Annotated in this window: 22 protein-coding genes; 14 read left to right on the top strand and 8 right to left on the bottom strand. The window is 71.5% G+C overall.

Translation table 11 applies throughout. From position 1 onward, the window contains the following. Positions 1-261: 261 nt before the first annotated feature. The 3 genes from KAG51_RS12675 to KAG51_RS12665 all read right to left on the bottom strand — a co-directional run bounded on the left by KAG51_RS12675 (position 262) and on the right by KAG51_RS12665 (position 5,461). Complete coding sequence (locus KAG51_RS12675) at positions 262-438, bottom strand: DUF6104 family protein (protein WP_290584202.1); 177 nt, start codon at positions 436-438, stop codon at positions 262-264. A 16-nt stretch (positions 439-454) separates the two neighbouring features. Continuing rightward, positions 455-4,249 carry a multifunctional oxoglutarate decarboxylase/oxoglutarate dehydrogenase thiamine pyrophosphate-binding subunit/dihydrolipoyllysine-residue succinyltransferase subunit gene (locus tag KAG51_RS12670; RefSeq protein ID WP_290584201.1) on the bottom strand — a complete coding sequence of 1,265 codons (3,795 nt, stop codon included), beginning with the start codon at positions 4,247-4,249 and terminating at the stop codon, positions 455-457. Between the two features lie 195 nt (positions 4,250-4,444). Then, positions 4,445-5,461, bottom strand: a complete 1,017-nt coding sequence (locus tag KAG51_RS12665; protein WP_290584200.1) for a winged helix DNA-binding domain-containing protein — start codon at positions 5,459-5,461, stop codon at positions 4,445-4,447. Between the two features lie 55 nt (positions 5,462-5,516). Here KAG51_RS12665 and KAG51_RS12660 point away from each other — a divergent pair, with 55 nt between their 5' ends. From KAG51_RS12660 to KAG51_RS12625, 8 genes are all read left to right on the top strand, one after another. Then, on the top strand, positions 5,517-6,806 hold the full coding sequence (locus tag KAG51_RS12660; RefSeq protein ID WP_290584199.1) for a glutaminase: 1,290 nt from the start codon (positions 5,517-5,519) through the stop codon (positions 6,804-6,806). A gap of 329 nt (positions 6,807-7,135) precedes the next feature. Continuing rightward, the gene (locus tag KAG51_RS12655; protein WP_290584198.1) at positions 7,136-8,371 is read left to right on the top strand and encodes an ATPase, T2SS/T4P/T4SS family; all 1,236 of its coding nucleotides are present in this window, start codon (positions 7,136-7,138) and stop codon (positions 8,369-8,371) included. After that, complete coding sequence (locus tag KAG51_RS12650) at positions 8,359-9,180, top strand: type II secretion system F family protein (RefSeq protein ID WP_290584197.1); 822 nt, start codon at positions 8,359-8,361, stop codon at positions 9,178-9,180. Before KAG51_RS12655 ends, KAG51_RS12650 begins: the two co-directional genes overlap by 13 nt. After that, positions 9,177-10,088, top strand: a complete 912-nt coding sequence (locus KAG51_RS12645; protein ID WP_290584196.1) for a type II secretion system F family protein — start codon at positions 9,177-9,179, stop codon at positions 10,086-10,088. Before KAG51_RS12650 ends, KAG51_RS12645 begins: the two co-directional genes overlap by 4 nt. A 10-nt stretch (positions 10,089-10,098) precedes the next feature. Continuing rightward, positions 10,099-10,287 (top strand): hypothetical protein, encoded by a 189-nt coding sequence (locus tag KAG51_RS12640; RefSeq protein ID WP_290584195.1) that lies wholly within the window; start codon positions 10,099-10,101, stop codon positions 10,285-10,287. Next, positions 10,280-10,678, top strand: coding sequence for a TadE family protein (locus KAG51_RS12635; protein WP_290584194.1), 399 nt, complete (start codon positions 10,280-10,282; stop codon positions 10,676-10,678). The genes KAG51_RS12640 and KAG51_RS12635 overlap by 8 nt, the downstream gene beginning before the upstream one ends. Then, positions 10,675-11,115 carry a hypothetical protein gene (locus tag KAG51_RS12630; protein ID WP_290584193.1) on the top strand — a complete coding sequence of 147 codons (441 nt, stop codon included), beginning with the start codon at positions 10,675-10,677 and terminating at the stop codon, positions 11,113-11,115. The genes KAG51_RS12635 and KAG51_RS12630 overlap by 4 nt, the downstream gene beginning before the upstream one ends. Before the next feature lie 14 nt (positions 11,116-11,129). Then, on the top strand, positions 11,130-11,534 hold the full coding sequence (locus KAG51_RS12625; protein WP_290584192.1) for a pilus assembly protein TadG-related protein: 405 nt from the start codon (positions 11,130-11,132) through the stop codon (positions 11,532-11,534). Positions 11,535-11,552: 18 nt separating this feature from the next. Here KAG51_RS12625 and KAG51_RS12620 read toward each other — a convergent pair whose 3' ends face one another. Together KAG51_RS12620 and KAG51_RS12615 are read right to left on the bottom strand one after the other, a co-directional pair. Then, the gene (locus KAG51_RS12620; RefSeq protein ID WP_290584191.1) at positions 11,553-12,227 is read right to left on the bottom strand and encodes a hypothetical protein; all 675 of its coding nucleotides are present in this window, start codon (positions 12,225-12,227) and stop codon (positions 11,553-11,555) included. Between the two features lie 58 nt (positions 12,228-12,285). Beyond that, the gene (locus tag KAG51_RS12615) at positions 12,286-12,957 is read right to left on the bottom strand and encodes a hypothetical protein (RefSeq protein WP_290584190.1); all 672 of its coding nucleotides are present in this window, start codon (positions 12,955-12,957) and stop codon (positions 12,286-12,288) included. A gap of 166 nt (positions 12,958-13,123) precedes the next feature. Here KAG51_RS12615 and bla point away from each other — a divergent pair, with 166 nt between their 5' ends. The 4 genes from bla to KAG51_RS12595 are packed head-to-tail and all read left to right on the top strand — an operon-like array spanning position 13,124 to position 15,936. After that, positions 13,124-14,038, top strand: a complete 915-nt coding sequence (bla, locus tag KAG51_RS12610) for a class A beta-lactamase (RefSeq protein ID WP_290584189.1) — start codon at positions 13,124-13,126, stop codon at positions 14,036-14,038. Between the two features lie 22 nt (positions 14,039-14,060). Continuing rightward, positions 14,061-14,243 carry a DUF5302 domain-containing protein gene (locus tag KAG51_RS12605; protein ID WP_290584188.1) on the top strand — a complete coding sequence of 61 codons (183 nt, stop codon included), beginning with the start codon at positions 14,061-14,063 and terminating at the stop codon, positions 14,241-14,243. A gap of 22 nt (positions 14,244-14,265) precedes the next feature. Then, positions 14,266-15,375, top strand: a complete 1,110-nt coding sequence (gene prfB / locus KAG51_RS12600; RefSeq protein WP_290584187.1) for a peptide chain release factor 2 — start codon at positions 14,266-14,268, stop codon at positions 15,373-15,375. Positions 15,376-15,384: 9 nt separating this feature from the next. Beyond that, complete coding sequence (locus KAG51_RS12595; RefSeq protein WP_290584186.1) at positions 15,385-15,936, top strand: DUF4245 domain-containing protein; 552 nt, start codon at positions 15,385-15,387, stop codon at positions 15,934-15,936. 1 nt (position 15,937) lies between these two features. On the opposite strand, the gene KAG51_RS12590 is transcribed toward KAG51_RS12595, so the two are convergent. Next, positions 15,938-16,153 carry an exodeoxyribonuclease VII small subunit gene (locus KAG51_RS12590; protein WP_290584185.1) on the bottom strand — a complete coding sequence of 72 codons (216 nt, stop codon included), beginning with the start codon at positions 16,151-16,153 and terminating at the stop codon, positions 15,938-15,940. Next, on the bottom strand, positions 16,146-17,375 hold the full coding sequence (gene xseA / locus KAG51_RS12585) for an exodeoxyribonuclease VII large subunit (RefSeq protein ID WP_290584184.1): 1,230 nt from the start codon (positions 17,373-17,375) through the stop codon (positions 16,146-16,148). The genes KAG51_RS12590 and xseA overlap by 8 nt, the downstream gene beginning before the upstream one ends. A 67-nt stretch (positions 17,376-17,442) precedes the next feature. Between xseA and KAG51_RS12580 the strand changes: the two genes are divergently transcribed. Both KAG51_RS12580 and KAG51_RS12575 read left to right on the top strand, forming a co-directional pair. Beyond that, positions 17,443-18,441: a 4-hydroxy-3-methylbut-2-enyl diphosphate reductase gene (locus KAG51_RS12580; protein ID WP_290584183.1), complete on the top strand. Its 999-nt coding sequence runs from the start codon at positions 17,443-17,445 to the stop codon at positions 18,439-18,441. Further along, entirely contained in the window at positions 18,442-18,846 is a 405-nt protein-coding gene (locus KAG51_RS12575; protein ID WP_290584182.1) for a hypothetical protein, read from the top strand. Here KAG51_RS12575 and KAG51_RS12570 read toward each other — a convergent pair. Then, positions 18,816-19,145: an antibiotic biosynthesis monooxygenase gene (locus KAG51_RS12570; protein ID WP_290584181.1), complete on the bottom strand. Its 330-nt coding sequence runs from the start codon at positions 19,143-19,145 to the stop codon at positions 18,816-18,818. The two genes, KAG51_RS12575 and KAG51_RS12570, sit on opposite strands and share 31 nt — an antisense overlap. Between the last annotated feature and the right edge of the window lie 9 nt (positions 19,146-19,154).

Genomic DNA, 19,154 nt, shown 5'->3' with positions numbered 1-19,154 from the left:
GTGGTCGAGTGGGGCGAGGGACGAGGCCCGTATCGAGACCCCCGCACCTGACGGTGTGCGGGTGTGCCGGCTGGTTCCCGTCCGGTGGTCGAGTGCTCGCGAGCTCTGCGAGCCCCGTATCGAGACCCCCGCGCCTGACGGCGTGCGGGTGTGCCGGCCGGTGGCGGGCGGGTGCCTCAGCTGGCCGGGTCTCGGTACAGTCAGACGGCCTTCGGCCGTGGACGACTCGACCTGACTCGGACGTTCCCTCGCTGCGCTCGGTCAGTCCTCGTCATCATCCAGGCGGGCGAGCCAGGTGGCGAAGCGCTCGATCTGCACCTCGAACTCGGGGTTCGTGTCGACGAACTCGCTCAGCCGCTCGGCGAGCCACGCCAGGGTGACGGTCTCGTCACCCCGGCGCGACTGCAGCTCCTCGATCCCACGATCGGTGAAGTACATGCGTGCTCCGCTCGACTCAGGCGAACGCGCGGTCCAGCAGCTCCCGCGCCTCGGCGACGTGGCGCGGGTGCGAGCCCACGGCCGTCGTGGACGACTCGGGCCGCGTGACGCCCTTCAGTGGGGCGCCGTCGAAGGCTCCCGTGAAGTGGTGCTTGACGTGCGGCCAGGCGCCCTGGTTCTCCGGCTCGTCCTGCACCCAGCGGACCTCGTTGAGCTTGGGGTAGCGGCTCAGCTCGGCCGACAGCTCGGCGGCCGGACGCGGGTACAGCTGCTCGACGCGCACGATCGCGGTGCGGGTGTCCTCGCGCTTCTCGCGCTCGGCGATGAGCTCCCACGCCAGCTTGCCCGTGACGAGCAGGACGCGCTCGACCTGGTCCGGGTCGACGGTGTCGTCGCCGATGACCGGGCGGAACGTGCCGCTCGTGAACTCGTCGGGCTGCGACGCGGCGGCCTTGCTGCGCAGCATCGACTTCGGCGAGAGCACGATCAGCGGACGGTGCTCGGCCTCCAGCGTGTGCTTGCGCAGCAGGTGGAAGTACGACGCCGGCGACGACGGCTGGGCGATCGTGATCTCGTCGTTCGCCGCGAGCGCGAGGAAGCGCTCGATGCGGGCCGAGGAGTGGTCGGGGCCCTGGCCCTCGTAGCCGTGCGGCAGCAGCAGCACGACGCCGGACTTCTGGCCCCACTTGGTCTCGCCCGACGACAGGTACTCGTCGATGACGGACTGGGCGCCGTTGACGAAGTCGCCGAACTGAGCCTCCCAGATCGTGAGGGCCTCGGGCCGGGCCACGGAGTAGCCGTACTCGAAGCCGAGCGCGGCGTACTCGCTGAGCAGCGAGTCGTAGATGAAGAACGGCGCCTGGTCCTCGGCGATATTGGACAGCGGGGTCCACTCGTCGGCGTTCTGGCGATCGATGATCGTGGCGAAGCGCGAGGAGAACGTGCCGCGACGCGAGTCCTGGCCGGCCATGCGGACCGGACGGCCGTCGAGCAGCAGCGAGCCCATCGCGAGGATCTCGCCCGTGCCCCAGTCGATCGGGCCGGCCGTGATCGACGCGGCGCGGCGCTGCAGCTGGGGGAGCACCTTCGGGTGGACCGTGAAGCCCTCCGGCACGTTGGTGTACGCGTCGGCGACGGCCTTCAGGACCTCCGGCGTGATGGCCGTCTGCAGGGCCCCGGGCAGCTCGGGCTTCTCCGGGTAGTCCGGGGTGCGCGTGTAGTCGGCGTCGGAGTGCTCGGCCTCCTTGACGTCCTTGAAGTTGCGCTCCAGGCGGGCCTGGTAGTCGGCCAGGGCCGCCTCGGCCTCCTCCAGGGTGATGTCACCACGACCGACGAGGGCCTCGGTGTACAGCTTGCGCACCGACTTCTTCTTCTCGATCGTGTCGTACATCAGCGGCTGGGTGAATGAGGGGTCGTCGCCCTCGTTGTGCCCGCGCCGGCGGTAGCAGATCAGGTCGATCACGACGTCCTTGTGGAACGTCTTGCGGTACTCGTAGGCGAGCGCCGCGACCCGGATGCAGGCCTCGGGGTCGTCGCCGTTGACGTGGAAGACCGGCGCCTGGATCATCCGGGCGACGTCGGTGCAGTACGTCGAGGAGCGCGACGAGGACGGGCTGGTGGTGAAGCCGACCTGGTTGTTGACGATGACGTGGATCGTGCCGCCCGTGCGGTAGCCACGCAGCTGCGACAGGTTGAGCGTCTCGGCCACGACGCCCTGACCGGCGAAGGCCGCGTCGCCGTGCACGAGCACCGGCAGCACCGGGAACTCCTCGCCCCGGTTCAGGACGTCCTGCTTGGCGCGGGTGACGCCCTCGAGCACCGGGTCGACGACCTCGAGGTGCGACGGGTTGGCCGCGACCGAGACCTTGATCGTGTCGCCGTGCTCGGAGGTGAACTCGCCCTCGACCCCCAGGTGGTACTTGACGTCGCCCGAGCCCTGCACGGTGCGCGGGTCGATGTTGCCCTCGAACTCGCGGAAGACCGCGCCGGGGCTCTTGCCGGCGATGTTGACCAGAACGTTGAGGCGGCCGCGGTGGGCCATGCCGATGCAGACCTCCTCGAGGCCGTCGCCGGCAGCCTCCTCACAGATCTCGTCGAGCAGCGGGATCGTGGTCTCGCCGCCCTCGAGGCTGAAGCGCTTCTGCCCGACGAACTTGGTCTGCAGGAACGTCTCGAAGGCCTCGGCCTCGTTGAGCTTGGCCAGGATGCGGAGCTGCTCCTCGCGCGGCGGCTTGGTGTAGCCGCGCTCGAGCCGCTCCTGGAACCAGCGGCGCTCAGCCGGGTCCTCGATGTACATGTACTCGGTGCCCACGGTGCGTGAGTAGGAGTCGCGCAGGATGCCGAGGATCTCGCGCAGCTTCATGTAGCGGCGCTCGCCACCGAACGACGGGCCCGTGGGGAACTCGCGGTCGAGGTCCCACAAGGTCAGGCCGTGCGAGGCGGTGTCGAGGTCGGGGTGGCTGCGCTGCTTGTACTCCAGCGGGTTCGTGTCGGCCATCAGGTGACCGCGGACGCGGAAGGCGTGGATGAGCTCCAGGACGCGGGCCTGGCGGTCGATGTCGTCGTCGTGGCTGACGGCGATGTCCTGGGCCCAGCGGATGGGCTCGTAGGGGATGCGCAGGGCCTGGAAGATCTCGTCGTAGAACCCGTCGCCGCCGATCAGCAGCTGGTGCACGCGCTTGAGGAACTCGCCGGACTGCGCGCCCTGGATGACGCGGTGGTCGTAGGTGGAGGTCAGCGTCATCATCTTGCTGATCGCCATCTGCGCGAGCGTGTGCTCCGAGGCGCCCTGGAACTCCGGCGGGTACTCCATCGAGCCGACGCCGACGATGACGCCCTGGCCGGCCATGAGGCGCGGCACCGAGTGGTTGGTGCCGATGCCGCCGGGGTTGGTGAGCGAGACCGTGGTGCCCTGGAAGTCGGAGACCTCGAGCTTGCCGTCACGCGCCTTCTTGACCATGACCTCGTAGGCCTGCCAGAACTGCGCGAAGTTCATGGTCTCGGCGGCCTTGATGCTCGGCACGAGCAGCTGACGGCTGCCGTCGGGCTTCTGCAGGTCGATCGCGAGGCCGAAGTTGACGTGCTCGGGCTTGAGCTGGACCGGCTTGCCCTTGTCGTTGGTCTCGTAGCCGGTGTTCATCTCCGGGAGCGAGGCGACGGCGCGGACGACCGCATAGCCGATGATGTGGGTGAACGAGACCTTGCCGCCGCGGGCGCGGGCGAGGTGGTTGTTCATGACCGTGCGGTTGTCGAACAGCAGCTTGACCGGCACGGAGCGGACCGAGGTGGCGGTGGGCACCGCGAGGCTCGCGTCCATGTTCTGGGCGGTGCGGGCGGCGGCGCCGCGCAGCACGACCTTCTCGACCTCGCCCGGATCGGTGGGCGGCGGCGTGGCCGCGGCCACGGACGTGGCGGCCGCGGTGGACTTCACGACGGTGGGCGAGGCCTTCGCGACCGGCGACTTGCTGGATCCGTCAGGGACCGTGCCGTTCGACGCCGAGGGCGAGGTGCTCGTGGGGGCCGCGGTCGTGGGCTCGGCCTTCGGCGCGGTGGCGGCCTTCGCATCGTTCGCGCTGGCGGTGGCCTTGGCGGCCTTCGCCGGGCTCGCGCCGTTGGTGGCGCCGGTGCCGTTGCTGGCGTCCGCGGGGCCGCCGTCCGGCGTGCCTCCCTTGGCGAAGAAGTCGGCCCACTCGCCGTCGACCGACGACGGGTCGGACTGATACCGCTCGAACATCTCCTCCACGAGCCACTGATTGGTGCCGAAGTCCGGCTGGGGAGAGTTGGTGTTGTCAGTGGTGGAGGACTCGGCCACGGCCCGGATCGCCTCTTCCGATAAGCGCGGTGAAAACAGGGAGGATGTGCCCTCACCTTAACGCGCCGGACATCAGGTGGACTCCCGGGCTCGCGGTGTCGTGACGACACTCACGCGGACCCGCTCGAGCCGTCGTCGCCTACCCATCGGTAGGTCGGGTCGCACGGGCGGGCGAGCTGGGCTACGGAGCCTGGATCAGTCCGTCAGGAACGCGCGGAAGCGGTCGATCTCGGCGTCCAGATGACGCTGCTGCGCGGCGCTCAGCGGGTGCCGAGTGGTGGTCTCGACCTCGACCTGGCCACCCGCGACAGTGCGACGCCAGTGACCGGCCAGACGACCGTCGACGAACAGCAGCCCGGGGGCGAACATCGCCTCGTCGTAGATCTCGCCGACATCGGCCCGGACCGCTGCGTCGCGGACGTGCGAGATGACCTCGTCGAAGTTGGCCAGCAGCAGCACCGGGGGCACCTCGACCTCGGTGGGCTCCCCGAGCGACCAGAGCTCCTGCCCGGCCACGGTGACGGGCTCGAGTCCAGCCAGCTCGATCGCGGTGCGTGCCTGGCGGACCGTGAGGCTCGACCACCAGGCGAGGTCGTGGGCCGTGACCGGGCCGTGGCCGCGCGCATACGTGCGAGCGAGCCAGGCGAGGGCGTCGTCGGTCGAGGGCGGGGGAGCCAGGTCGAGCGGGTGGTACTCGTGCTGGCCCGGGCGTCGTTCGCCGCCGATCTCACCGCGCAGCTCGGCGGCCATGACGACGTACCCCAGGCGGTTCGACGACTGCTCGACGCCGGCCTCCCGCAGCTGCTCGGCGATGTGGTCGCGCGTGCAGCCCGGGGTCTCCCGGACGATCTGCGTGACGACCTCGCTCGTGGCGACGAGCTGTGGCTCAGCGAGGTCGGCGCGTCGCGCGTGCCCCACGAGCTGGCCCATGACCCGGTCGGCGGTGGCCGCGATGGCGGCGGGGAGGTCGTCGGCGTGCACGTAGTGCCACGTGGTGCGCAGGACGTGCGTGCGGATGACGCCGGCCGGCCAGAGCCCGTCGAGCACCACGGTGAACGTGGCACCGCAACGCCGGCCGACCGCCCACGGTGCCCACAAGTGCTCCTGGGCCTGCACGGCACCGAAGTGCCGCACGACGGCCTCCGGCGACGTCGCCGGGTTGCCCGCGAGCAACTGCGGACCCAGGCGCCATGCGGCGAGATCGGACCTCATGGGGCTCAGTGTCCCGCGCCGGGGGGACGGAATCGGTTCATGACAGCATCAGGGCATGAAGGCCCCGATCAGTGACTACCTGACCGAGCTCCTCGAGACCTGCGGCGAGGACGACGGTGCGGTGGCCGACTACATTCCCGAGCTGGCCGGTGCCGACCCCGACCGGTACGCGATCGCGATCTCGACCCTCGACGGTCAGGTCTACAGCGCCGGTGACACCGACGTGGAGTTCACGATCCAGTCGATCTCGAAGCCCTTCACCTACGCGCAGGCGATCATCGACCAGGGCCTGGCGGGGGTGCTCGAGCGGATCGACGTCGAGCCGTCGGGCGATGCGTTCAACGAGATCTCGCTCGAGCCATCGACGGGTCGGCCGCGCAATCCCATGATCAACGCCGGCGCGATCGCGGCCCACGGTCTGGTGGCCGGCGGCGACGCCGACACGCGGTCGGCGCGCATCGTCGAGCTGTACTCGCGCCTGGCCGGACGCGACCTGTCGGTCGACGAGCAGGTCTTCGAGTCCGAGCTGGCGACGTCGGACCGCAACATGGCGATCGCGTACATGCTCAAGACGGTCGGCACCCTCGAGGACGACCCGGCCGACGTCGTGCGCGGCTACATCCGTCAGTGCTCGGTCTCGGTCACGGTGGAGGACCTCGCGCGGATGGCCTCGGTGCTGGCCGCGAACGGTGTGGCCGCCGACGGCAGCCGGGTGCTCGAGCCGGCGGTGACCCGTCAGGTGCTGAGCGTCATGGCCACGTGCGGCATGTACGACGCGGCGGGCGACTGGCTCACGACGGTGGGCATCCCGGCCAAGAGCGGGGTGGCCGGTGGACTCATCGGCGTGCTGCCCGGTCAGGTCGGCATCGCGGTGTTCTCGCCGCGCCTGGACGAGCACGGCAACAGCAGCCGGGGCGTGCGGGCGTTCGAGAAGCTCTCGGCCGACATGGGCCTGCACCTCATGGAGGCGCCGGAGTCGGCCCGGTCGGTCGTGCGGGTGCCCAAGGCCCAGGACGACGACGCCCCCTCGGTGCACGAGGTGGCGGGCGACCTGCGCTTCATCGAGGCCGAGCGCGTCCTGCGCGGACTGGAGGCCGAGCCGGAGGGTGACGGCCTGGTGGTCATCGACCTGCACCGCGTGCACCGGGTGCACGACGTGGCCCGCCGCATGCTGCTGGAGGGAATCCGGCGCCTGCGCATCGACGGTCACGACGTGCGCCTCGTCGACCCCGACGGCCTCCTGCCCGACCCCGACGTCGACGTCAGCGAGCCCGGCGACGACACCCCGGCGGAGGAGTACACCCCCCAGGTCTTCGACACCCTCGACGCCGCCCTCGACGCCTGACCCCGCCACCCCTGCTGGTCGAGTGGGGGAGGCCGCCCGCGGCCGAGCCCGTATCGAGACCCCGCCACCCCCTGCTGGTCGAGTGGGGGAGGCCGCCCGCGGCCGAGCCCGTATCGAGACCCGGCCACCTCCGCTGGTCGAGTGGGGGAGGCCGCCCGCGGCCGAGCCCGTATCGAGACCCTGGCCGGTTCCCGTCTCCCTCACCCACGCCGGTCGAGGCACTCCCGCAGCGCCCCCGCCGTCCACAGCCTTCGGCTCGGGTGGTTGCAGAGTTCTGCGGGGTCGGGCCAGTCTCGTCGGCACGACTTCCCGAGCGGAGGGATCTAGGGGTGGATCCTGCGACGACTTTGACGACGCGTGTGCGTGAGCTGGTGCGTGAGCGCCGGATCGATCCGCGTGCTGATCCGGCTGCGGTGCGCCAGGCGGCGCAGGACGTGGTGGCCGATCATGAGCGGACGAGCCTGACCGGTGCGGTGGGCACGATCGACGAGCCCGATGTCGAGGTCGCGCGGTTGGTGGCCGATGTCGCCGGGCTGGGGGTGCTGCAGCCGTTGGTCGACGACCCGACGGTGGAGGAGATCTGGATCAACGCGCCGGATCGGGTGTTCGTGGCGCGCGGTGGTCGGCACGAGCTGACGAGCATCATCCTGACCTCCGACGGGGTGCGTGAGCTGGTCGAGCGGATGCTGTCGACCACGGGTCGGCGTCTCGACGTGAGTCAGCCGTTCGTCGATGCCAACCTGCCGGGTGGGCACCGGTTGCACGTGGTGCTGGACGGGATCGCGAAGGGGTTCACGGCGGTCAACATCCGCAAGTTCGTCGCCCGGGCACACGACCTGGAGGCACTGGTCGAGCTGGGCACGCTCGACACCGCGACGGCCCAGTTCCTGCGCGGCAGCGTCGTGGCCGGGCTCAACATCGTCGTCTCCGGCGCCACCCAGGCCGGCAAGACGACGCTGTTGAACTGCCTGGCCGGCGCGATCCCGGGGCACGAGCGGATCGTCTCGGCCGAGGAGGTCTACGAGCTGCAGATCACGCACCCCGACTGGGTGCAGCTGCAGTGCCGTCCGCCGGGGTTGGAGGGCAACGGCGAGATCGACCTGCGCGCGCTCGTGAAGGAGTCGCTGCGCATGCGACCCAGCCGCCTGATCATCGGCGAGGTGCGGGCCGCGGAGTGCCTCGACCTGCTGCTGGCCCTGAACTCCGGACTGCCGGGCCTGGCGTCGATCCACGCCAACTCCGCACGCCAGGCGCTCGCGAAGCTCAGCACCCTGCCGCTGCTCGCCGGCGAGAACATCGGCGCCGGATTCGTCGTGCCGACCGTGGCGAGCACCGTTGACCTCGTGGTCCACACCGCGATGGACGCGTCCGGGCGACGGGCGGTGCAGGAGGTGGTGGCCGTCACCGGGCGTGTCGAGTCCGGGAGCGTCGAGAGCGAACCGGTCTTCGAGCGTCGCGGTGGCGAGCTCGTGCGCGCCGTGGGTCGCCCGGCCAGGCGCGACGCGTTCACCCGCGCCGGCCTCGATCTCGACGCGCTGCTCGGAGGTGGGTCGTGGGGGTACTGATCGGTCTGGCCGTCGGGCTCGGCCTCACGCTCATCGCGTCGTGGTGGTCGACGCCGAACCCGACGCGACTCCGGCGTGCCGCCGGCCGGCAGATCCGGCTGCCCTGGCGGCGTGTCGGGATCGTCGCGGGTTGCGCCGCTGGCGCCTGGGTCGTGACGGCAGGCCTGACCGGGTCGCCCACGATCGCTCTCGGCGTGGGCCTGCTCGCCTCGGTCGCCCCCGGCGCGGTGCGGCGCGGTCGCCGTGAGCGCGTCCTGCGTGAGCGCCGGTCGGCCTGGCCCGATGCCATCGACCACCTCGCCGCCGGCGTCCGGTCCGGGATGTCCCTGCCCGAGGCGGTGGCGGCCCTGGGCCGCCGAGGGCCGGAGCAGCTGCGCCCGTACTTCGCCCAGTTCGGGCGCGACCACGCCTCGTCGGGCCGGTTCGACGACGCGCTCGACCGGCTGAAGGTGCGCCTGGCCGACCCCACGGGCGACCGTGTCGTCGAGGCGCTCCGTCTGACGCGTCACGTCGGCGGTCGCGATCTCGGCCGGGTCCTGCGATCGCTGTCCGGCTTCCTGCGTGACGACCTGCGCACCCGCGGCGAGCTCGAGTCGCGCCAGTCGTGGACGGTCAACGGCGCACGGCTCGCCGTCGCCGCCCCGTGGCTCGTGCTGCTGAGCATGGCCGGACGCCCCGACGTCGTCGACCGCTACTCGACGCCCACAGGTGGCCTGATCGTCGTCGGTGGCGCCGCGGTCTGTGTCGTGGCCTACCGCCTGATGATGCGGATCGGGCGCCTCCCGAGCGAGCGGCGGGTGTTCGCATGATCACCCCGGCGGCCGGCGGAGCCGTGGCCGGGGCCCTTGCGCTCGGCCTCGTGCTCGTCGTCGCGGGATGGGCCGGCACCCGCAGGCCCAGGCTCCTGGACCGCGTCGCGCCGTACGTCGGCGCCGTATCGGCTCTGCCCGCCGACGACGCGGCGGCGGTGCCGATCTCCGACCGGATCAGAGCGGCCGGCCGGGCCGTCGCCAACGCGATCGGGGGTGACGCCGACGTCCGTCGGCGCCTGGACCGCCTCGGGTCGCCGCTGCAGGTGGAGGACTTCCGGCTGCGGCAGCTTCGCTGGGTCGGAGCGGCCACGGGGGTCTGCATCGCGATCAGCCTGGCGGCGGCGGCGCGTCGACCGACGCAACCGTTGGCCCTGCTCGTCTTCTGCTGGGTCGGCGCGCTGGCCGCCGCGTGGTGGTGCGACCACGACCTCTCGCGCCGGGTCGAGGATCGCGAACGCGCGATGGAGCAGGAGTTCCCGACGGTCGCCGACCTGCTGGCACTGGCGGTCGCCGCCGGCGAGAGCCCCACCGTCGCGGTGCAGCGGGTCTCGGCGCTGGCCCACGGCGAGCTCGCCGACGAGCTGCGCCGGGTCATGGCCGACGTCCATGCGGGCGGCACGGTCGCCGAGGCGTTCGACGCGCTGGCGTCCCGCACGGGCGTGGGCAGCATCTCGCGCTTCGCCGAGGCCCTGGCCGGCGCCGTCGAGCGCGGCACGCCCCTCGTCGACGTCCTGCACGCCCAGGCCGCCGACGCTCGTGAGTCCGCCCGGCGCTCCCTGATCGAGTCCGGCGGGCGTCGCGAGGTCCTCATGATGGTCCCCGTCGTGTTCGCGATCCTGCCCGTGACTGTGGTCTTCGCGTTCTATCCCGGCGTGGTCGGCCTGCAGCTCACGTCTGGAAGTTGAGAGGAACACCATGTCCCGACACGCATCCTTCCTGCGCCGCCAGCTCCGGCGCCCACGCCGGCACGACGACGCCGGCGACGTGCCCGGCTGGGTCATGATCACGGTCATGAGCGCCGGGATCGTGGCGCTCCTGACGGCCATCGCCGGCCCGGAGCTGGCCCGGATCCTCGAGCAGGCGCTCGCCTCGGTCGGTGGCTGAGCTCCGTCGCGGCCCGCGGCGCGAGTCCGGCGCCGCCGTCGTCGACTTCGTGCTGGTGATGCTGGTCGTGATCCCGCTGGTGCTGGGCATCATGCAGGTTGCCCTGGTCATGCACGTGCGCAACGTGACCACCGCGGCCGCCGCCGAGGGCGCGCGCACGCAGGCCGCGCTCGACGCTGCGCCGGGGGCAGGGGAGGAGCGCACGCGGTCCCAGATCGACACCGGCATCGGCGGCCACTTCGTCCGTGCGGTCAGCGTGAGGCCCGCAGCGGTGGCGGGGGTGCCTGGGGTCGAGGTCACGGTCGTGAGCGAGGTGCCGGCGCTGGGCCTGCTGGGACCTGGAATGACGGTCGAGGTCACGGGCCACGCGGTCAGGGAGGTCGCGCCATGAGGTCTCGTCGCCGCCGTGACGGAGGAGCCGCGACCGTCGAGTTCGTCTGGCTCACGGTCCTGCTGCTGGTTCCCCTCGTCTACGTCCTGCTGTCGGTCTTCGAGGCGCAGCGCGCGGCGTTCGCGGTGTCGTCGGCGAGCCAGGCGGCGGGCCGGGCGTTCGTGCGGGCTCCGGACGTCGTCACGGCCCAAGCGCGAGCGGACCAGGCGGTCCAGGTGGCGCTGGCCGATCACGGCGTCACGGGCGCCGTCGTCGACATCGTCTGCCTGCCGGACCCGACCGACTGCCTGCAGCCCGGTTCGAGCGTCCGGGTCGTGGTCTCGGTCGACCAGCCCCTGCCGCTGCTGCCGACGGTGCTCGGCGACACCCTCGGGGTCATCTCGGTCGACGCGACGCACACCCACGCGTACGGCACGTATCGCGAGGGGCGAGGGTGAGGCGAGCGCGCAGGGTGGCCGATCGTGGTCAGATCACGCTCGTGACGGTGGGCTTCTTTGCCGTGGTGGGCCTGCTGGCGGTCGTCGTGGTCAACGCGTCCGACGCCTTCCTCGAGCGTCAGCGACTCAACGGGCTGGCCGACACGGCCGTCGTCGCCGCGGCGGACGCGCTCGACCTCGAGGCCTTCTACGCGGCGGGCATCACGGTCGTCGACCCGGACGTGGCCCGGGCCCGCATCGTCGAGCACGTGCGCGGCACGCCGGACGTCCGGGTGGTCGAGGTTCGGCTCGAGGGCGACACCGTCACGGTGCGCCTCGAGCGGGACATCCGGCTGCCGCTCACCCCGCCGGGCCTCGCCTCGACCACCACGATCGTGGCCGAGGCGTCCGGGCAGCTGCGCCGGACCGAGCCGGTGTGAGGCTCGGACCGGCGACGGTCAGCCGCCGGTCTGGAAGTTGCTGACGAGCCAGTCGCGGCCGTCGTCCTCGACCGTGAAGGTCGTGACGAAGGTCTGTGCCTGGTCGGTCGAGACCTGGATGATCGTGTAGTCGATCTCGACGGTCGCCTCGGTCGGGTCCTGCTCGTCGTCGAGCTCGATCGTCTCGATGTCGTAGTCGTCGAGCACGAACTGACCGGGCATGATCTCGCTCAGGCAGGTCTCCTCGTCGGCCCAGTTGCCGGGTGCGAGCTCCATGAGCGTCGTGCAGTCGCCGTCGTAGTACGCGACCGTGAAGTCCTCGACGGTGTCGACCCAGGGGCCGTCGTCGAGATCGACCTCCTCGTCGTCGGGATCATCGGTGGGCTCGTCGTCCGGATCAGTCGACGACGTGGGGGTCGCGGTCGGTTCCGGATCGTCGTCGCCTCCGGTCAGCAGCAGGACCGTCGTGACGGCACCACCGATGAGCAGCAGGGCCAGGACGACCGCACCGATGATCAGGCCGGTCTTCTTCCCGCCCCCGCCACCGGGCGGGGGCGGGCCGCCCGGCGGCGGAAAGCCGGCCGGCGGGTATCCGCCGGGCGGAGGCGGGGTGGCCTGGCCCGGAGGCGGGAGCGGCGGGCCAGGAGGCGGGGTGCTGCCGGGCGGGGGCGGGATGCTGGGGTCGTGGCTCATGGGGGTGGCGTCGTTCCTTCGTGTCCGGGGCGTGCGGTCGGGCTGTCAGGTCGGGGGATCAGACCGAGTCGAAGTCGGTGATGATCCAGTTGTCGCCGTCCTTCTCGAGCGTGAACTCGACGGTGTAGTCGTCCTCGGTGTCCTCGCTGAGATCGATCTCGGTGAACGAGATCTCGACCGTGGCCTCGGCCGGGTCGGCCTCCTCGTCGACATCGGTGGCCTCGACGCTGCTGATGTCGATCTCGACGTCGTCGGGGTCGGTGTACGGGTAGTCGTCCTCGCACTGCTCGACGTCGTCGAACTGGTCGGGGTAGAGGTCGAGGATCGCCTCGCAGTCGCCATCGGCGTATGCGGCGAAGTAGTCCTCGACCGCGGTCACGTAGGGCTCGTCGTCGCTCTGCGAGCTGCCGCCGTCATCGGAGCCGGAGTCGTCGCCCGAGTCGTCACCGCTGGTGAGCACGAGGATCAGGGCGGTGGCGGCGCCCGCGACCAGGAGCACCGCGACCGCGACGATCGCGATGATGAGGCCGGTCCGGCCACCGTCGCCGCCGTTCGGCGACGGGGTGGGCTGCGGCGGGTACCCGCCGGGTCCGCCGTAGCCACCGCCGCCGTGCTGCGGGGCAGGAGCGCCGTAGGACGGGGCCGGAGGAGTCTGGCCGGGGGCCGGGGGCAGCGGGGCGCCCTGCGGGGTGGGCTCGGACGGCGGGGGGCCGGGGACCTGGGATGACATGGGTGCGCCTTCGGCTCGGGGACGATTCGAACGTCAGAGAGGCCCATCGCGAGGAATGTTCCCGCTCCTGGGCCCCTATCTTGGTGCATCTCGCACCTGTCCTGCGAGCCGTCGACGTCACGTCCGGTCGTGAGCTCGGCCCTGCGGGGTGTGGTGAAGTGGTGCCATGCGAGGACTCTGGGTGGTGTCGACAGCGCTGGCGCTCCTGATCGGGCTCGCGGGATGCAGTGACGGATCGGAGCCCCCGGCCCCGAAGTCCGAGGCGAACCAGCCGGCGCCCGCCGGCCGCGTGCTCGACCGCTCGGCCGACCTCACGGCGCTCGAGCAGGCCCACGACGTGCGCCTCGGGGTCTTCGCACTCGACACCGGGTCCGGAGACACCCTCGAGCACCGGGCCGACGAACGGTTCGCGTTCGCCTCGACCGTCAAGGCGTTTCTCGTGGGTGCGCTGCTCGAGCAGGAGTCACCAGCGGTGCTGCAGCAGGAGGTCCCGATCTCCCCGGCCGACCTCGTGGCCCACGCGCCGGCCGTGGAGGAGGCACTGGCGCAGGGCCGCACCACCATGACCGTCGCCGAGCTCGCCGACGGCGCGGTCCGCTTCAGCGACAACGCCGCCGCCAACCTGCTCCTGCAGCTGGTCGGCGGGCCGGCGGGCCTGCAGGCGGCCCTGCGCGCCTCGGGCGACGACGTCACGAACGCGACGCGCACCGAACCCGCCCTCAACGAGGCGGTACCCGGCGACGACCGCGACACCAGCACGCCTCGTGCCATGGCCGGGACGCTGCAGCACTACGCGCTCGACGGGGCGGACCCGAGCACCCGCGACGTCCTGCTCGACCTCATGCGGCGCAACACGACCGGCGACGCCCTCGTGCGCGCGGGCGTCCCGGCCGAGTGGGAGGTCGCCGACAAGACGGGTTCGGCCGCGTACGGCACCCGCAACGACATCGCCGTCGTCTGGCCGCCGCAGCGCGAACCGATCGTGGTCGTGATCATGACCTCGCGCGACGAACAGGACGCCGACACGGTCGATCCGGCGATCGCCGCGGCGATGACGCTCGTCGCCGAGGCCCTGTCCTGACCTGAGGGTCTAGGGTGCGGACATGGCCGAGTCAGCGCAGCACGATCCCAAGTCCGACATGAAGGCCAAGTTCCGCGAGGCCCTCGAGAAGAAGAAGGGCAAGCACCACGCGACGGCCGAGGGCGCCGAGCGCGACGGCAGCGAGAAGTCGCACGGTGCGAACGGTCCCACGCAGTCGCCGGAGTTCCGCCGCAAGAGCATCTGACCCCACGCGGTAGCCTCGGCACGTGGCTGCCGTTGATTTCTCCGAGCTCATCAAGGAACTCGATCAGACGATGACGTCGATCGAGAAGGTCCTCGACCTGCCCAAGCTCCAGGGGGAGATCGACGACCTCCAGGAGCAGGTCGGGGCCCCGGACCTCTGGGACGACCAGGCCAACGCGCAACGCGTGACCGGTCGTCTGTCGGCGTTGCAGGCCGAGGTCGAGCGGGTCGAGAACCTGCGCCAGCGCCTCGACGACGCCGAGGTCCTGGTCGAGCTCTCGAAGGAGGAGGGCGACGCCGACTCCCTCACCGAGGCCGAGAACGAGATCCGCCGCCTGCAGACCGCGGTCGAGAGCCTCGAGGTCCGCACGCTGCTCTCGGGCGAGTACGACGAGCGCGAGGCGATCGTCACGATCCGCTCCGGCGCCGGCGGCGACGACGCCACCGACTTCGCCGAGATGCTGCAGCGCATGTACACGCGCTGGGCCGAGCGGCACAAGTACTCCGTCGAGGTCTACGACACCTCCTGGGCCGAGGGCGCGGGCATCAAGTCGGCCACGTTCGCGGTGCGGGCGCCGTACGCCTACGGCACGCTCTCGGTCGAGTCCGGCACCCATCGCCTGGTGCGCATCTCGCCGTTCGACAACCAGGGCCGCCGGCAGACCTCGTTCGCCGCGGTGGAGGTCGTGCCGGTGCTGGAGCAGACCGACGAGATCGACCTCCCCGAGGACGAGGTGCGGGTCGACGTGTACCGCTCCAGTGGTCCGGGCGGTCAGAGCGTCAACACGACCGACTCGGCCGTGCGCCTGACCCACCTGCCCACGGGCACCGTCGTGAGCTGCCAGAACGAGAAGAGCCAGCTGCAGAACAAGGCCAGTGCGATGGTCATCCTCAAGGCCAAGCTCCTGGCGCTGAAGAAGGCCGAGGAGCGCGCCCACCTCGACGAGCTGCGCGGCGACGCCAACGCCTCGTGGGGCGACCAGATGCGCAACTACGTGCTCAACCCGTACCAGCTGGTCAAGGACCTGCGCACCGAGCACGAGAGCGGCAACACCCAGGCCGTGCTCGACGGCGAGATCGACGACTTCATCGAGGCCGGCATCCGCTGGCGTCGCAGCAGCCAGGACGCCTGACCCGCCAGCATGAGCAGCCGACCCCCTGCCCCGCAGCGCTCCCGCGGCAACCCGTCGATGGGCGATGTCGTGCGCAGCGTCGCCGTGCTGTCGCTGATCGTGCTCGGCATCTGGGCCTTCGGTCTGCTGCAGACCGAGACGCCGGAGGACCCCATCGGTGAGAGCGTCCCGTACGCCGACACCGCGGCGAGCGCCCGCGACGTCGCGACCTATCCGTTGCTCGCGCCCGCCAACCTGCCCACCGACTGGCGGGTCAATGGCGTGCGGTTCACGCCGACCGGTTCCCAGGCCTGGCACCTCGGGGTCCTGACCGACGAGAACCGGTACATCGGGCTCGAGCAGGAGAAGGCCAGCGCCCGCGACCTCGTCGACACCTACGCCGAGGGCGCCGAGGAGGCCGGCACGCTCGAGATCGACGGTGTCGTGTGGCAGCGCTTCGACGGCCCCGACCGGTCCATCACCCTCGTGCAGGAGACCCCGGAGGTCACGACGCTCGTGACCACCAGCACCGCTCCGCTGGAGGACGTCCAGACCTTCGTGCGCCGCCTGGCGACCGCCTGAGTCAGTCGGTCTCGGGAGCGTCCGCGGTGCCGCTGGCCGCGGCGAGTCGCTCGCGTGCGCCGTCGAGCCAGGTCTGGCAGATGCGGGCCAGCTCCTCGCCACGCTCCCACAGGGCGAGCGACTCCTCGAGCGTGGTGCCGCCGGTCTCGAGGCGCTGCACGGTGGCGATGAGCTCGTCGCGGGCCTGCTCGTAGCTGATCTCGGGCTGGTCACTCATCGGCGGTCTCCTGCGGGTCGGGATGGATGGCGGTGCGCACGACCGAGACGTGGCCGTCGGCCAGCCGCACGTGAAGCCGCTCGGGCACGTCGTGCACCGACGTGACGACGTGCCCCTCGGGGGTCTGCGCCACGGCGTAGCCGCGCTGCAACGTGGCCAGGGGGGACAGGCCCCGCACGCGGGCGAGGTGGTGGCCGACCTCGTCGCGGGCGCGGTCGAGGCGCTGCTCGAGGGCGCGGCGTGAGCGGTCGCGTGCCGTCACGACGAGCTCGGCCTGTGCGTCGACGAGCGTGGTGGGCCGGGCGAGGGCGGGCCTGCTGCGCATGGCCGCCAGCTGGTGCAGCTCGCGCTCGACCAGCTGGCGCACCGCGTGATGGCTGCGCTGCAGCACCGAGGCGATGGCCTCGCGCTCGACGCGGGCGTCAGGGACGATGCGCTTGGCAGCGTCGGTGGGCGTGGAGGCACGCAGGTCGGCCACGAGGTCGAGCAACGGGGTGTCGGGCTCGTGGCCGATGGCCGACACGACCGGGGTGCTGCAGGCGAACACGGCCCGCACGAGCGCTTCGTCGCTGAAGGGCAGGAGGTCCTCGACCGAACCGCCGCCGCGGGCCACCACGATGACGTCGATCGTGGGATCGGCGTCGAGCTCGGTCACGGCGGCGATGACGGCCCGGGCGCTGTCGGCGCCCTGCATCAGCGCGTGGATGACGCGGATCGGCGCGGCATCCCACCGGAGCCTGACGTTCTCGAGGACGTCACGCTCGGCGGCCGACTCGCGACCGGTGACGAGCCCGATGCCGCCGGGCAGCACGGGCAGCGCGGACTTCCATCGCGGCTCGAACAGCCCCTCGGCGGCGAGCAGCTGCTTGCGCCGCTCGAGCTGGGCGAGCAGCTCGCCCTCGCCGGCGGGCCGGATCTCGCGGACGTCGAGCGACAGGCTGCCGTTGGGGCCGTAGAACGTGGGCTTGGCGTGCACGACGACGCGAGCCCCGGCCGTGACCGGGGCGGGGCAGGCGTCGAGCACGCTGACGTGGCACTTGGCGCCCATCGACACCTTGGCCTCGAGGTCGCGCAACGTGAGGAAGCACATGCCGGGTCGGCGGTTCATCTGCGCGACCTCGGCCTCGATCCACACCGCGCCCAGGCGACCGATGTAGGCGCCGACGGCCTGCGAGATCGTGCGCAGCGGGGCGGGGGAGTCCGCGCTGGTGTCGAGGGCCATGGCGGCCACCCTAGAGGCACGCGCCGACGACGGGCCCCGCTCGCCACCGGGCCGTTACGATGGAGGCATGTCTTCCTCGGTCTCCCTCGGCATGCCCTCTCTCGGCGGCCAGGTGCTGCTCGCGGATCCCCGCGGCTACTGCGCCGGCGTCGATCGCGCGGTCATCACCGTCGAGAAGGCCCTCGACCTCTACGGCGCCCCCGTCTACGTGCGCAAGCAGATCGTGCACAACAAGCACGTGGTCAACAATCTCGCCGAGCGCGGCGCGATCTTCGTCGAGGAGCTCGACGAGGTGCCCGAGGGTGCCACGGTCGTGTTCTCCGCCCACGGCGTCTCGCCGATGGTGCACGCCGAAGCGGCTGACCGCCAGCTCAAGACGATCGACGCCACGTGCCCGCTCGTCACCAAGGTGCACCACGAGGCGCGCAGGTTCGCGCAGGAGGGCAAGCAGATCCTGCTGATCGGGCACGAAGGTCACGAGGAGGTCGAGGGCACCGCCGGTGAGGCCCCCGACCACATCACCCTCGTCGAGCACCCCGACGACGTCGACGCGCTGGAGTTCCCCGAGGGCACGGCCCTGTCGTGGCTCTCGCAGACCACGCTCAGCGTCGACGAGACGATGGAGACGGTCCGCCGCCTGCGCGAGAAGTTCCCGCAGCTGGAGGACCCGCCGTCCGACGACATCTGCTACGCCACGCAGAACCGGCAGGTCGCGGTCAAGGAGATCGCGCAGGACGCCGATCTGGTGATCGTCGTGGGCTCGGCCAACAGCTCCAACTCGGTGCGCCTGGTCGAGGTCGCGCTCGAGGCCGGGGCGGCCGCTTCCTACCGCATCGACGACATCTCCGAGATCGACGACGCCTGGCTCGAGGGCGTCTCCACCGTCGGGGTCACCTCGGGAGCCTCGGTGCCCGACGACCTCGTGCAGGACGTGCTGGCCTACCTCGCGGAACGCGGCATCGGCGACGCCCGTGCCATCCGCACGGCCGACGAGAGCCTGATCTTCGCGCTGCCGCCGGAGCTGCGTCGCGACATGAAGTCGGCCGGCATCTCCACCAAGGCCTGAGTGCCTGCGTCAGCGGGAGCCGTCGCGCTCGAGGAGCTGACGGCGGCGCTCCGTCTCGCCTGGGGACCGGACACGTGCGCTCCCGAGGACCAGCCGAACTGGTCGACCGACAACCCGGCTCGCGGGCAGTGCATCACGACCGTGCTCGTCGTGCATGACGCCTTCGGCGGGCAACTGGTGCGAGGCGAGGTGCACGTCGCCGGCTCGCGGGTCGACTACCACTGGTGGAACCTGCTGCCCGACGGCACCGAGATCGACCTGACGCGGGAGCAGTTCCACTCCCACGAGTCCATCGTCGGACGCGTTCTTGTCGAGCGTCCGTGGGGACCGAGCCGCATCGACGAGGAGTACGCGCGGCTCAGCGCCCGCGTCCGTCAGGCGTCAGAGCCCCCGGCGACCTCGTAGCTCCAGACCTCGCTGTGCGTCGAGACGGGCTTCGGTGCCTCGCCGCCGCTGCGCTCGGCCGCCGAGCGGTGCCCGTGGGCGAACGCGGGGGAGGCGACCCACGCCTGGAAGCTCTCCTCGTCGCGCCACCGGCTGAGCACGAGCCACTGGTCACGCTCGTCAGTGGGCTTCAGGAGCTCGAACCCCTCGAACCCCTCGGCGTCGTCGACGGCGCCCGCCCGGGCGGCGAAGCGGTGGGCGAGCTCGTCGCCGGAGTCCGCGGGGACGGTGATGGCGTTGATCTTGATGACAGAACCCATGGTGATTCT

It is taken from the genome of Aeromicrobium sp. (assembly GCF_023146395.1).
Classification (GTDB): Bacteria; Actinomycetota; Actinomycetes; order Propionibacteriales; family Nocardioidaceae; genus Aeromicrobium.
Note: the sequence above shows the minus strand (reverse complement) of the source record. Positions and strands in the feature narration are given on the sequence as shown.